The sequence below is a fragment of the Rahnella bruchi genome (assembly GCF_003614975.1).
GTDB lineage: Bacteria > Pseudomonadota > Gammaproteobacteria > Enterobacterales > Enterobacteriaceae > Rahnella > Rahnella bruchi.
The window spans coordinates 331,638-344,676 of sequence record NZ_QZWI01000001.1 but is presented as its reverse complement, the minus strand read 5'-3'; the positions used below and the strand labels follow the sequence as shown (position 1 = coordinate 344,676).

16 protein-coding genes are annotated in these 13,039 nt (G+C 47.6%); 8 read left to right on the top strand and 8 right to left on the bottom strand.

Going from position 1 to position 13,039, the window contains the following annotated elements; genetic code table 11:
* Positions 1–107: 107 nt before the first annotated feature.
* Entirely contained in the window at positions 108–1,361 is a 1,254-nt protein-coding gene (icd, locus tag D5398_RS01655; protein WP_112291085.1) for an NADP-dependent isocitrate dehydrogenase, read from the top strand.
* Between the two features lie 58 nt (positions 1,362–1,419).
* On the opposite strand, the gene D5398_RS01650 is transcribed toward icd, so the two are convergent.
* Positions 1,420–1,746: a DUF2623 family protein gene (locus tag D5398_RS01650; RefSeq protein ID WP_120506066.1), complete on the bottom strand. Its 327-nt coding sequence runs from the start codon at positions 1,744–1,746 to the stop codon at positions 1,420–1,422.
* A 373-nt stretch (positions 1,747–2,119) separates the two neighbouring features.
* On the opposite strand from D5398_RS01650, the gene D5398_RS01645 reads away from it, so the two are divergent.
* On the top strand, positions 2,120–3,628 hold the full coding sequence (locus D5398_RS01645) for a sensor domain-containing diguanylate cyclase (protein ID WP_120506655.1): 1,509 nt from the start codon (positions 2,120–2,122) through the stop codon (positions 3,626–3,628).
* A 38-nt stretch (positions 3,629–3,666) separates the two neighbouring features.
* Here the strand turns inward: D5398_RS01645 and D5398_RS01640 are convergent, their stop codons facing one another.
* A complete protein-coding gene (locus D5398_RS01640) occupies positions 3,667–3,855 on the bottom strand; it encodes a hypothetical protein (protein ID WP_120506654.1) in 189 nt (62 codons plus the stop codon).
* A gap of 358 nt (positions 3,856–4,213) precedes the next feature.
* Here D5398_RS01640 and D5398_RS01635 point away from each other — a divergent pair, with 358 nt between their 5' ends.
* Positions 4,214–4,501: a hypothetical protein gene (locus D5398_RS01635; RefSeq protein WP_120506065.1), complete on the top strand. Its 288-nt coding sequence runs from the start codon at positions 4,214–4,216 to the stop codon at positions 4,499–4,501.
* A 94-nt stretch (positions 4,502–4,595) separates the two neighbouring features.
* On the opposite strand, the gene D5398_RS01630 is transcribed toward D5398_RS01635, so the two are convergent.
* The 3 genes from D5398_RS01630 to D5398_RS01620 all read right to left on the bottom strand — a co-directional run bounded on the left by D5398_RS01630 (position 4,596) and on the right by D5398_RS01620 (position 6,921).
* Positions 4,596–4,811 carry a hypothetical protein gene (locus tag D5398_RS01630; RefSeq protein ID WP_120506064.1) on the bottom strand — a complete coding sequence of 72 codons (216 nt, stop codon included), beginning with the start codon at positions 4,809–4,811 and terminating at the stop codon, positions 4,596–4,598.
* Between the two features lie 150 nt (positions 4,812–4,961).
* Complete coding sequence (locus D5398_RS01625) at positions 4,962–6,602, bottom strand: ABC transporter substrate-binding protein (RefSeq protein WP_120506063.1); 1,641 nt, start codon at positions 6,600–6,602, stop codon at positions 4,962–4,964.
* 127 nt (positions 6,603–6,729) lie between these two features.
* Positions 6,730–6,921, bottom strand: a complete 192-nt coding sequence (locus D5398_RS01620) for a YdfD/YebW family protein (protein ID WP_095921376.1) — start codon at positions 6,919–6,921, stop codon at positions 6,730–6,732.
* A 201-nt stretch (positions 6,922–7,122) separates the two neighbouring features.
* On the opposite strand from D5398_RS01620, the gene D5398_RS01615 reads away from it, so the two are divergent.
* Positions 7,123–7,368, top strand: a complete 246-nt coding sequence (locus tag D5398_RS01615) for a DUF2766 family protein (RefSeq protein WP_015697897.1) — start codon at positions 7,123–7,125, stop codon at positions 7,366–7,368.
* A 51-nt stretch (positions 7,369–7,419) separates the two neighbouring features.
* Here D5398_RS01615 and D5398_RS01610 read toward each other — a convergent pair whose 3' ends face one another.
* A complete protein-coding gene (locus D5398_RS01610) occupies positions 7,420–7,656 on the bottom strand; it encodes a YobH family protein (RefSeq protein ID WP_120506062.1) in 237 nt (78 codons plus the stop codon).
* Between the two features lie 160 nt (positions 7,657–7,816).
* On the bottom strand, positions 7,817–10,510 hold the full coding sequence (locus D5398_RS01605; RefSeq protein WP_120506061.1) for an autotransporter outer membrane beta-barrel domain-containing protein: 2,694 nt from the start codon (positions 10,508–10,510) through the stop codon (positions 7,817–7,819).
* Positions 10,511–11,277: 767 nt separating this feature from the next.
* Between D5398_RS01605 and mgrB the strand changes: the two genes are divergently transcribed.
* The 4 genes from mgrB (at position 11,278) to D5398_RS01585 (ending at position 12,605) form a co-directional block, all read left to right on the top strand.
* A complete protein-coding gene (gene mgrB / locus D5398_RS25880; RefSeq protein WP_162940700.1) occupies positions 11,278–11,400 on the top strand; it encodes a PhoP/PhoQ regulatory lipoprotein MgrB in 123 nt (40 codons plus the stop codon).
* Positions 11,401–11,544: 144 nt separating this feature from the next.
* Entirely contained in the window at positions 11,545–11,817 is a 273-nt protein-coding gene (locus D5398_RS01595; RefSeq protein WP_120506059.1) for a YebO family protein, read from the top strand.
* 113 nt (positions 11,818–11,930) lie between these two features.
* A complete protein-coding gene (locus D5398_RS01590; protein WP_120506058.1) occupies positions 11,931–12,233 on the top strand; it encodes a phage protein NinX family protein in 303 nt (100 codons plus the stop codon).
* Between the two features lie 135 nt (positions 12,234–12,368).
* Positions 12,369–12,605, top strand: coding sequence for a DUF4060 family protein (locus D5398_RS01585; RefSeq protein ID WP_013576199.1), 237 nt, complete (start codon positions 12,369–12,371; stop codon positions 12,603–12,605).
* A 58-nt stretch (positions 12,606–12,663) separates the two neighbouring features.
* Here D5398_RS01585 and D5398_RS01580 read toward each other — a convergent pair whose 3' ends face one another.
* Positions 12,664–12,954, bottom strand: coding sequence for a hypothetical protein (locus D5398_RS01580; RefSeq protein ID WP_120506057.1), 291 nt, complete (start codon positions 12,952–12,954; stop codon positions 12,664–12,666).
* Positions 12,955–13,039 lie beyond the last annotated feature (85 nt).

Below are 13,039 nucleotides of genomic sequence, written 5' to 3'. Positions count from 1 at the left end.
CGCATTATACTTGAAAAATGTTTCGGATTGGCTAGCGAGAAATATTCGAGTAATATCGTCCGGCATCTTACAAATTTTTAACAAAAATGCGCTCGAAGGAGAGGTTAATGGAAAGCAAAGTAGTTGTTCCGGCTGAAGGTAAAAAGATTACAGTAGACGCTCAGGGTAAACTGGTCATTCCTAATAATCCTGTTATCCCATTTATCGAAGGTGATGGCATCGGTGTTGACGTAACGCCAGCTATGATCAAAGTCGTTGATGCGGCTGTTCAGAAAGCCTATAAAGGCGAGCGTAAAATCTCCTGGATGGAAATCTACACCGGCGAGAAATCCGTAGAACTGTACGGCAAGGACGTATGGCTGCCAGAAGAAACTCTGGACCTGATCCGTGATTACCGTGTTGCTATCAAAGGTCCACTGACAACTCCGGTTGGCGGCGGCATTCGTTCCCTGAACGTGGCACTTCGCCAGCAACTCGACTTGTATATCTGCCTGCGTCCGGTTCGTTATTACACCGGCACACCAAGCCCGGTTAAACGTCCTGAAGACACAGACATGGTTATCTTCCGTGAAAACTCCGAAGATATCTATGCAGGTATCGAGTGGAAAGCCGGTTCTGCTGAAGCAGATAAAGTGATCAAATTCCTGCAAGACGAAATGGGCGTGAAGAAAATCCGTTTCCCACAAGATTGCGGTATCGGTATCAAGCCTTGCTCCGAAGAAGGTACCAAGCGTCTGGTTCGCGCTGCGATTGAATACACCATCACCAACGATCGTGATTCACTGACTCTGGTTCACAAAGGCAACATCATGAAGTTCACCGAAGGTGCCTTCAAGGATTGGGGCTACCAGCTGGCGCGCGAAGAGTTCGGCGGTGAGTTGATCGACGGCGGCCCGTGGGTGAAAATCAAGAACCCGAACAACGGCAAAGACATCATCATTAAAGACGTAATTGCGGATGCGTTCCTGCAACAAATCCTGCTGCGTCCTGCTGAATACGACGTCATCGCTTGTATGAACCTGAACGGTGACTACATCTCCGACGCCCTGGCGGCGCAGGTTGGCGGCATCGGCATCGCACCGGGCGCAAACATCGGTTCTGATTGTGCACTGTTCGAAGCAACTCACGGTACTGCACCGAAATATGCCGGTCAGGACAAAGTTAACCCAGGTTCAATCATCCTGTCCGCAGAAATGATGCTGCGTCACATGGAATGGTTCGAAGCCGCAGACCTGATCGTCAAAGGCATGGAAGGCGCTATTGCCAATAAAACTGTGACTTACGATTTCGAACGTCTGATGGAAGGCGCTAAGCTGCGCAAATGTAGCGAGTTTGCCGACGACATGATCGCAAATATGTAATTGCGATATTGTTGAAGAATCAACGGAGGCTTAATGCCTCCGTTTTTTATGTTCGGGATTAACTGACGGTTTTTTGCGTCAAAGTATCCCCGTCGTTGCGGGCAATGCCCTCGTAGCCGACCAGAAAAAATGCCCTCGACGGGTGGCTGGCGCTGGCGGAAAAAAACTCAGCCACCAGATCTTTATCCAGGCTGTAGTTTCGGGATATTACCCCGGCTTCAAAAGCAGCAGTATTATCATCTCCGGTAATCTGAGCCTGATTATGGGCATAGCCTAATACAAAGCCGCGCAAATATTCCTCGCAATAGCCTGAAACCTTTGATGCTGGCCATGCACTTTTGGCTGAAAGTCCCGCCTTTAGCCCTTTCCCAAAGTGGTTTTGCATTTCACAATCCTCTCCAAATAAGCGCTATGTAATAAATCATATAGCGATTATTCAGGCAATGACTTACCGCAAGTTAATAGTGTGTTCAGGGGCCGGTATGACGGGAAAAGTGGAAGGGAGAGAGGCTGAAAAATTTGCGTTAAAAAAATATCAATATCAACAATTTGATTTAAGTCGCCTGACACTAGGTACATTTTTTTGCTGCGGATTCAGACGGATAATAGTTTATTTTTTCGGCCTTATTGTGCATCGGGGGCTGTGGTGTTACATATGAGCCACTTTTTACCACAGGAATGACTTTTTGTTGCGCTCACTCCTTTCAAGCTCTCTGTTCCGTATTGATCTGCGCCGCCTGATCCTGATTTTAGCCGTGATGAGCGCCTTTGTGACACTCGCCAACAGCTTTTATGCCAGCTATCGTGTTCAGCGCCAGTTACTTATCGACAATACGCTCGAAGAGAACCGCGTTTACGCGACGAAACTGGCAGCCAGCACCGAACAGTTTCTAAAAAGTATGCAGAAACAGCTTGCCTACAGCAGTGTGATCGCGGCGAGACATTTTGACGATCCTGCTGTTCTGCAATCTGAAACTGCACGACTCAAATACCAGACTGACAGCTTTAACTCCGTGGTGCTAACCAATGTACAAGGGCGGATCCTGGCGACGTCACCTGACAGCCTGCAACTGGTGGGCCATATCCTGAATACCCCCGGCGCTATTCAGGCGCTGAATGAACGGCGTCCGCTCATCAGTCAGCCCTATATCTCAGCGGCTCAGAATCTGGTGATTGTAATTTCGACGCCGGTTATCACGGCTGAGGGCAAATACCTGGGGTATATCGCAGGCACCATTTACCTGCGGCAGAAGAGCATTTTAAATGAGCTGCTGGGCGAGCATTATTATCGTGACGGTTCTTATATTGCCGTGCTTGATAAAGAGCGACGTATTCTCTATCACCCGGATGCCTATCGCATCGGAGAAGTGGTGAAGCCCCGTCCGCTGACCGAAGCCGCCAGAAAAGAATCCAACGGTAGCCTGATGGTCACTAATCTGGCGGGGCAGAACATGCTCGCCGGTTACGCCGTTGTTCCTTCATCGGGCTGGGAAATTATTACTCAGCGGCCAACTGATTCCACTCTCAAACCGCTCGAGGGGCTGATGGTCAAAGTGCTCAAGCACCTGACGCCGCTGGCGCTGTTGACCCTGATGTGTGTCTGGCTGTTCTCCCGAATGATCGCACGTCCGCTTTGGTTACTGGCGCGCAGTGCGAACGAAATGGATAAACCGGATATTTCTACCAACATCCGCGAAATTCCGTCCTGGTATTTCGAGTCGAACCAGCTCAAACGAGCGTTGCTGATCGGCATTAATTTATTGCAGAAGAAAATCGGCAAACTGAAATTCGAGACGCAGACCGATCCGATGACAGGGCTTTTTAACCGGCGCGGGCTGGCGATGGCGATGGAATCTGTGGTGCAGATGCGTCAGCAGTTTTCTGCCATTGCGTTGGATATCGATCACTTTAAGACGATCAATGATTCCTACGGCCATGATACCGGTGATGAAGTGATCAAATCACTGGCTGAACAAATCCGTCATAACGCCCGTGAAAGTGACATTTTGTGCCGCGTGGGCGGGGAAGAGTTTCTGGTGTTGCTGCCGGATACCACCCTGGCAGAGGCACAAATGATTGCAGAACGCCTGCGTCAGAACGTGGAAACACTGGTACTGCCGGGGATCCGCCCGATCACAATTTCATTAGGTGTTTCATACTGGAATCAGCAGCAGGGCGAACCGGAGACGTCACTCAAACGAGCCGATGAGGCATTATATAAAGCCAAGCAGGAAGGGCGTAACCGCGTGGTTGTCGGGCCGGAATAACGTTTTAGTCCGTCAGGGCATTGTCTGCCCTGACAGGATTATTTACCGGTTGCCGCCTGTTGTTTCTTTGCCTGTGCGGCCAGATGATGCCCGATGGCACATCCTGCTACGGCCCCGATGACGGCGTGATGTTTCAGATGACCTGCAACGCCACCGACTACCGCACCTTTCAAACAGCCTTCTGCCTGCGCCAGTGAACTCATCAAAAGCATGCCCGCCATTGCCATCGATATCCCCAGAACCAGAACCGCTTTTTTCACCTGATCTCTCCCGAAATGAACAAATAATGCTGTGGCAGAAAATGTCATATCAGATAGCTGGCTGTCCTTTTGCTATCTGTAAGCAGGTACTGCCAGTGTTACGCATCGCGCCATGAGAAGCCCGACGCAGGCGGTCGTTTGAGTTAAGCAACGGTTACATCTGCACTGGGGATTAACGGCTCATTGAACAACGGTTTACATTGCTGGTCATCCGCGTTCAACATCTCCCTTTTTTAACTCTGCTAAACTTAATGTCAGTAACCGGCGGAGATTTTCTTACTTCGCTGTCTCCGGTTATTTTCCACCCGTGAAGAAGGATGCCGCTATGACGCATCAAGAACAATTGCAGGCCCTGATGGTTCGCATTGACGCGCTGGAACAACGTGAAAGACAACTGACTTATGCCTCAAATGCCTATCAGGCCATTCTGACGACATTACTGGGGATCCTGGATAAGCCCACGCGCGACAAGGTGATCAGCATGGTTGATCAGGCGCATGATGTGGCTTATGCCAAAGCCAGTCTGGAGCAAAAGGGAAATATTCTCGGCGCAGATGACATTACGCAGCGCATATTCTTATTTGCGCAGGGACGTGCGGCGCAATCCAAATAAGAGCAGGCTGATGATCGATAAACGACTCGTTGCTCGAAAAGGTCGCGAGGCTTTTGTATGTCTGGAATATCCGTCTGTAAATGCGGGTTTTAAGTCAGGAACGACGATCCGTTTTGAGCATATTTATCGCCGCGCCGAGCAGAATGCGCCGCTGGACGCCGGTTGCCGTGACCAGTTGTTCATCGAGATACCCAATCAGCGCATCGGCACTTAACGGCTCACCTCTGTGGCGCATCTGAATCACGCCATCACCGATAATGCGCGCGACTTCATCCCAAAGCGGTTGGATCTCACTTTCCGAGAATTTCATAACAGCTCCCGTTTGTGTGATTTACGTACAATCTACCATCTGAGTGGCGTGTGGCAAGTCTGATGAGGGAGGCGGGGAGGCAACCGGCAGAGCTGCGGGGGATTATTCCTCCTTCCGTTAAGTGTGACCGGAAGGAGAAATATTCTGCTTTTAATGCTTAATTACGTACAAATCTTTGGTGTAAATGTAATTAAGCGGGCTGTCGTAGAAACCACCCACATACGGTTTTACCAGACGCGCGCTGACATAGTGATACAGCGGAATCACCGGCGATTGTTCAATCAGTATCTGCTCTGCCTGCTGATAGGCTTTGCCGACGTCGGCTTTATCCGTGGCTTTCAGCGCATCATTCAGTGCCTGGTCATAAGACGCATTACTGAATTTTGGCGTATTTTCGCTGTTGCCGGTACGCAACGTATTCAGGAAAGTGGAAGGCTCGTTATAGTCCGCAATCCAGGCGTAACGCACGACTTCATACGCTCCCTGATGCATGGTATCGAGCATGGTTTTCCATTCCTGATTTTGTAAAACAGCGTCCACACCCAGATTCTTTTTCCACATTGACGCCGCGGCAATCGCAATGCGCTGATGTGATTCAGAGGTGTTGTAGAGCAGATTAAATTTCAGCGGATGATCCGGGCCGAAACCGGCCTCGGTAAGCAACTTTTTAGCTTCTGCATTACGCTGGTTTTGCGTCAGGCTGGCTTCTTTTGGTTTGGCGAAAGTAAAGCCTCCGGTGTTATCCGGCGATAAATGCCACGCGGGAATCTGCCCCTGGGCTAACACTTTATCGGCAATGATCGACTTATCAATTGCCAGATTCAGCGCTTTACGCACGCGCACATCGTTGAACGGCGGCTTTTGCGTGTTCATGGCATAGTAATAGACGGCGAGATAAGGGCTGACGTGAACTTGTGAGCCCAGCTCTTTTTTCAGCGAGGCAAAGAGCGGCGAAGGCACAGTATACGTGATGTCGATTTCACCGGCTTTATAGCGGTTTACATCGGCAGTACCTGAAGCTATCGGCAAATACGTCACTTTATTAATGACCGTATGCGCGTTATCCCAGTAGTTCGCGTTGCGTACAGCGGTGATGCGTTCGTTGACTGTCCACGTATCAAGCTTGAAAGGACCACTGCTGACCAGATTTCCCGGCTGTGTCCACTTATCACCGTACTTCTCCAGTTCTGCCTGACTGATCGGCGAAAGGGAAGGGTGCGCCAGCATACCGAGGAAGTAAGAGAGTGGCTGATCGAGTGTGATTTCCAGCGTTTGTTTATCCAGCGCTTTGATCCCTAACTGATCGGCGGGCTTTTTGCCGTCAATGATATCTGCGGCATTCAGCACATGCATGCTGCCGAGATAGCTTTCATACGGGGAAGCGGTTTTAGGATCAATCAGGCGTTGCCAGCTGAAGACCACATCCTGCGCAGTAATAGGCGAGCCATCCGACCAGACAATGCCTGGGCGTAAATGGAAAACCCAGGTTTTGTTATCTTTGGTTTCCCAACTGACGGCAAGGGATGGCTGAGCATCGCCCTTGCTGTCGATAGTCACCAGGCCGGCAAACAAATCGCTGAGGATGTTGAATTCCACATCACTTTCCACTTTATGCGGATCAAGAGATGCCGGTTCACTGCCATTGTTGCGGGTGATTTCCTGTTTGGCCGCCAGCTCTACACCCGCGGGAACGGTCGCAGCGTAAGTGGTAAATGAAGCCATAAAGGTGGAAGAGAGAAGAAGCGTGAGAGGAATTTTTTTAAAGCTTCCATAAGTTTTACGTATCGTCATTGCCATTTCCTGCCCTGTCAATATGGTTAAATATCAATGATTAACAGGGTATTCATACCTTTGTTCGGGCACTTTAGCAATCTTTATGAGACTTTTGTTATTACTCTGTGAAAGACCACACAGTGGGTCAGAAATCGGCATTTTCGTGCGCCGGGATCCAATAGCCATCAATAAAATCTTCTATCGGATAGCAGCCAGCCTGCCGCAAGCCCTGTTGGTGCATTGCAACGGTGCATTGTTTCTGAGTGTTAAAGGCATCCACCACCAGGTCTTCACATCCTCCTCCCAGATAACAAATGGTCAAAACTAGAGCGAACATAGCGCGCCTCCTTTTTTGTCATCGTATTAAGCATAGAACTAATGTGCCCGTAACAAAATGTAAGAGCGTGCGTTTGCTGGATATTTGTCCGGTTGAAAAGTAGGGGAGAGAGCAGAAATGGCGGAAAAGAGAATTTCCATAAAGGGCATGATATCCTCGCGACCATAATTTTTATGAATGACCTAATGGGAGGAACAGCTCATGTCTGAATCTTTAAACAGAGAACAGGAAATCGAATCTGATCTGGTGGCATGCCAACTGGTGATTAAGCAAATTCTGGATGTGATTGAAATTATTGCGCCAGCAGAAGTGCGCGAAAAGATGTCACATCAACTGAAAAGCATTGATTTCAGCAAGCATCCGGCAGGTGCGGATCCGGTGACTAAACGTGCAATTGAAAAAGCGATTTCATTAATAGAATTGAAATTCACTAAGCACGACAGCTGATCAATCATTGTCATGCCCGTGCTGACGGGCATGACAAGCTAAAACTATGTGTTATTGATTATCGACCACTTCGCCGACTTTTTTGAAAACCGGACAGTTCGCTACACCAATGACTCCGCTGTCTGAATGAATATACTGAGAGCTGACAATCCCTCTGGCTGTTAAATACTGGCATTTAAGGCCTAGTCCCGCCGCATTCTCGCTACTGCCGACGGTTACGCCGTACCCTGAAAAAAGAAAAATGGCATAAATCACGGCCAGCACAACAATCGTCTTGACGATACCCATTCTGAAACTCCCTAAATATCTGTTCCTGAATTATTCAGGATATTGATATGCATAGTAGAAGTTATTTTTATCAGAATGTCATTGTTGATGTATCTGAATCCGAAAAAGACCCCTGAAAAGGGGCCTTTGTGTTAGCTAAACTTTTGCTCAAACCTGCAAATTACCAGCGGTATTTCATACCCGCGTTTGCAGCCCAAGGCTGGTCAACATCGCTGCCGCCAAGGTAGTTAGCGCCTGCATAAATGGTGAAGTTTTTGCTCATGTCGAACTGACCACCTAAGCCAACGCGTACCGCTGAACCATCAATGCCGTTATCGATACGGTCGCCGTTGATGTCGGCATCGTTATTAGCATCTTCATAAACATATGCCAGTGTTGCGTAAGGGCTGATTGCCTGATTGGCACCCAGATCAAAGGTATAACCGATGTTGGTACCTACCTCATATCGCATGCTGTCATAAGCCTGATCGCTGACTTTCATGTTGTTGCTCATGCTGTAGTCATCATCGCCAATGAATACACCGGTGATGCTGGCATACGGCGTCAGGTATGCTTGTGGTGCGAATTTCCAGTCGTAACCGGCTTTCAGACCAAAGCCCCATGCATCAGTGGAGTTATCACCGGAAACCTGCTGACCATTGCTCATGGTGCTGTCAGTCGAGTTGCTGAAGTGGCTGTAGCTCAGAGAGGTATCAACGAATGCGCCGTTTTTGAAGTCCAGGCTGGAGTAAACGCGTGCTGACTGGCTGTCAGTATCCGCATCCGCATTATCCATAGACAAACTGGATTTCGCGAAGCTTGCCGCCATACCGACCAGCCATTGACGATCGCCACCACCTTCAGTGACTTTATCCAGGCCGACCATAATGCCATTGATATCCTGATCGTAATCTACAACGCCATTGTCACCATTTTGCTGGCCGCCGAAGTAGTTGACCCAGACGCCGCCTTTGTCATCACCCTGGGTGTGACGTGAGCTGTCCATACGGTTGCTCAGAGTATCCTGTTCCATATGCCAGGTTGCAGCATTAGAAGAAGGCAGGCTCAGAGCCGCATTTGCCGTAGAGGTGATGCCTTGCTTAGCCAGAACGACGGTATCGCCCTGTTGCTGAGCCTGGTATTTGTAGGCACCCAGATCACCGGTGTTTGCATGAGTGAAGGTCGCGTTGCCGCCATAAGTGCGGATAAGCTCTTTATTCTGGTAATCAGCAACGCGGCCTTCGCCGGTGGCGTTATTGATACGAACCTGATAGTTACCGTTAGTCACGCCATTCACTGCCAGGTGACCGTCAGAATTCATGCCGATAGTCCCGCGATCATAAACGTAATCCGCAGCAGTTTTATCGCGTGCATTGTTCATATCGGAATTCAGTACGAACTCACGGCTGCCCACATTGAAGGTACCGTCATCGGTCAGCACCATATTGTGTGTATCAACCTGTCCTGCGCCTAAGTTCAGCTCAGAACCGTTGCCTACAGTGATGGTGTTTGCATATAAAGATGCAGTTTCTTCAGTCAGGGTTGCTTTACTGCCTGAGTTCAGATTAAGGGCATCAGTGTAAACTTCACCGTGTGCTGCGATTTTCAGGCTTGATGTATTGGTCAGGGAAATATTGTCAGCCAATAATCCGGAATCAGCAACGTTGACCTGAGACTGATTGTTTACTGTCAGGTTGTCGATATTAGAAGACTTGGTGGTATCCCATTCGGAACCGTCGTTCAGAGCAACATTGAACAACCCGCTCTGATAAACCTGATCACCACTCAGATATCCCGTTGTAGTACTGAATACCGAGCCAGGCCAGATGCTGTTAGTGCTACGGTCATACAAACCCGCGTCTGCCTGAACATCAGAAATCGCTGCGCCGACCCATTTGCTGCCATTATCCAGGGTCAGGTTAAGTTCGTCGGTATCATCCCAACCGTTGGTATCAAGTACACCATCACCGTTGTTGTCGTGGCCGCCAACATAGTAGTTATGGTCAAAGCTGCTTTCGAAATAGACATCACCGGAAATTGTTGAATTATTGAAAACAGCGGTCGTTTTCATTGAATTATCAGCGGCAGAATTAGCAATTACGGAAAGCGCGATATCGTCGGCTCCGGTGCCTGAAGCACTGATATTACCGTAATCACTTGGTTTGTCTGACTGGCCGTAGAACCCAGTAGTTTCTAATTCAGTGTATGAGCCTGAGGTCAATACAGAATCATTGACTGTCAGGGTATTATCAAAAGTATTGCCATTATTAACGTCAGTATCTACCCACTGGTAGCCTTGTGACAGCGCAATACCAGCAACGTGTGAGTTGTTCTGAATAAGAATATTACTTTCCTGATCCAGAGTAACCGCAACGCCGAGATCGTAGGTGCCAATGTTGTCATGGTCACGGACTTTATTTGCATCCGTTACGTCATAATCAAAATGTTCGTAAGTGTCATTGATAGTGGAATTATCAATAGTCAGCTGCAAAGGTGACTGGTCATAATCATTACGAGCGTCGCCACAGTCAGTTGTCATGCATTCGGAAGTGATCATTCCGTTAACGGTAGTATTCGTAATGTTCAGCGTATTATTAGTGCCGTTATCAAAGCCCAGATAGTAAGTAGAAAGAACGCCATTAACGACAGAATTATTGATAGAAGAGTAGATGTCTCCGCCGGTGTAACTGTTGTTTGCCCCGTCATTGTCTACATAACCACGGTATCCGATATGATTCGCCAGCGTGGAGTCATGATAGAAGGTATCGTAGACGGTACCGGAGATATCAGCAGACATCGCCGCAGGTGCAGTTACTGCAACAGCGCAGGCCAGCGCTATTTTAGAAACGAAGAACTTTTTATTCCATGCATGCATTTATTAATCCCTCAACAAAAAATAGTCAGCATGAATCAGCTGGTATTTATTTCAGCCACTATGCTTTCATTTATATAACAGAAGAGACAGAAGAACTGTTCGACGGCGGGATGATATTTTAATGCATGGTGTAATTCAACAAGGAAGTTCCAGAGATGATTAATTAAATGAGGGGGTTTTAGTTTGTATTTATTGCGGTTTTTATTTTTTTTGTTTCTTATTAAACTCTAATAATTTCTTTATACTTTCCCAATAAACCCCATTTATTGATCAGCTGGTCATTGCTCATCAAAGTGTGACTCATGCTGACAAAGACACCTGTCAGATATTTTCTCCTGAATGGTCTGCCTTCCCTGAGATTCTGTTTTATGAATAATTTATTTTATCTGTTTCTCTTTTTTCTATATGTAGTGTTTTATTGTATGAGTTTCAAAGTTCATTTTTAAGAAAACCTGAAGGTGAAATTTTTTTTTAGAAGGATAATGATTAAGTCGTTTTATTTGATGCAGGTCAACTCTTGGCGGACAGGGATGTATAGATAAAATGTATGCATTTTTATATATGATTTACGTATGTGATTATTGCAGGATGTTTAGCCTGCAAAGCCGACTCTTTGTTATATCGTTGTTTAAGATTTTCGTCGTACTATGTCAGTCTGTTCATTCATACGTTGGACGTCGCCTTTGAGCCCTGATAGACGCTGTTTAAACCAAAAGAGACCTGCCATCAAATTGAAAAAACCTGTTTTCAATGTCAGGAGGGTCGTGATGTTCGTCCTTTTCCTGCTCATTTGCATCGGTCTTTACCTGCTTGCGCTCAATAGCTATTGCGATCAGGGTGGAAACTTTGATCTGGGTGTGTGCGCGATCACATCCTTTATCCCTTTTTAAGCGATCGCTCACCGAAATTCTTATCCACCGGCAGTCCGGCAGTAAGAAAAGCCTGTTTTTTTGTTAATGGATTTGTGAATGACTTCCCTGATCTGCCGGTGATGGTAAGATGAGACCTCTGAACATTCAGTGGTAGGGTAGTCAATGTTTGATTTCGCAATGGGCCAAAACAGCCTGGCTTCATTGGTGCTGTGCGCACTTTCAGCTTTACTGTTTCTGCTGGTGTGGTTTTTTATAAGCCGTGCCAGTGTCAGGGCAAATGAACAAATAGCTTTGTTGCAGGAGATAGCTGAGCAGCAACGCCAGCAAACCGAGTTGCTCAAGGTTCTTGCTGCACAGGCACGAGGCAAAGTGCCTCCTGTTGAAGCAGAAGATGATTCTGCTCTCAGCCTGCGTGGTTTTATTCCTGAAAGATAATCTGGTTCCGTAAACCCGCCTTCTGGCGGGTTTACCCTCCCGCTAAACCTTCATAAATCTGTCTTATTCTTCCGGTAGTCTCCACGCATGTGCCTTGCAGAATGGAAGAACTGATGATCAAATGGTCGGAAGAAAACGATAACGAAGTGAATCACAACATTGCTTTACTGACGGGAGAGGAACCTGAGAAGTGGTATCCCTACGGTGGTATGAAGGGCAAAGATTATTGCAACAACCCCTCCGACGCGTGGCCGATTATTTGCGCCAACAAAATCAGCATTAATTTTAAAGAGTTGCAGAGCGATCCTCTTTGGCTGGCTGAGATAAACAGTCCGTATGGCCAGTGGCAGGCGCAAAGCAAACGGCCTCTCCGCGCAGCAATGGTATGTTTCCTGCTTAGTAAGACTTGCGCATAAGTTAAAGCGCAGAGATACTCAGATTGTGACAAAGTTTTGCAAAGAAGTGATTCGAATAAGCGTCGCATAAAGCGATGCGTATCAAGTGATTAATGTTTCCTCATTTTGACAGTTGTGTCTAAGGCGGAGTCCATTATGAAGCGCATCATTAAAGGTGATAAAACTCTTTCCCATCTGGTGGTTGCTCATGCAGCTATCGACAGTCATGAAAAAGCCTATGGCAAACGCCGGCAGGGCTGGCCTTCAACCTATCTTATTAAGTATAAAGATGCGCGTGTTGCGGTCGAAGTCGTGACCCGCAGACAATCCTATGTTGCAACCCTCATGATCGGCGCCAGAAATCTGACCAAACTTTGCGGTATGCCTGCCTGAAAACAGCAATACATCCCCGTAATCTCAAACCGTGTCGTTAAACTGACACGGTTTTGTTTTATACCGGCTTTCTCATCAGCTGGCGTCGGTAAATATTTCCCCGACGGAAAGGACGCTTTAGTAAGCCCGAAATCAGGCTGATCAGGTCAAGCATTAGCAGCATAGTGCCGGTGAACGCCAGAACCATCAGCGTCAAAATAGCGAAACCGGTGACTTTCAGCGAAACGGGCACATTCACCCGGCGAAAACGCGAGCTGAGCCACAGCCGCCCGTATTGAGTCTGGATCTGCATAATATGCGTGAGTCGCGCAGCAAATGGGCGGCGATGTTGAGTCGTGTTCCTGGTCATAAATTTCCTCCTTTTTGAACGTCCTCAGTAAAACACACAGTTATTAAGATTTTCTTAACCTCATTCAGTTGCTGAATTGGCACAT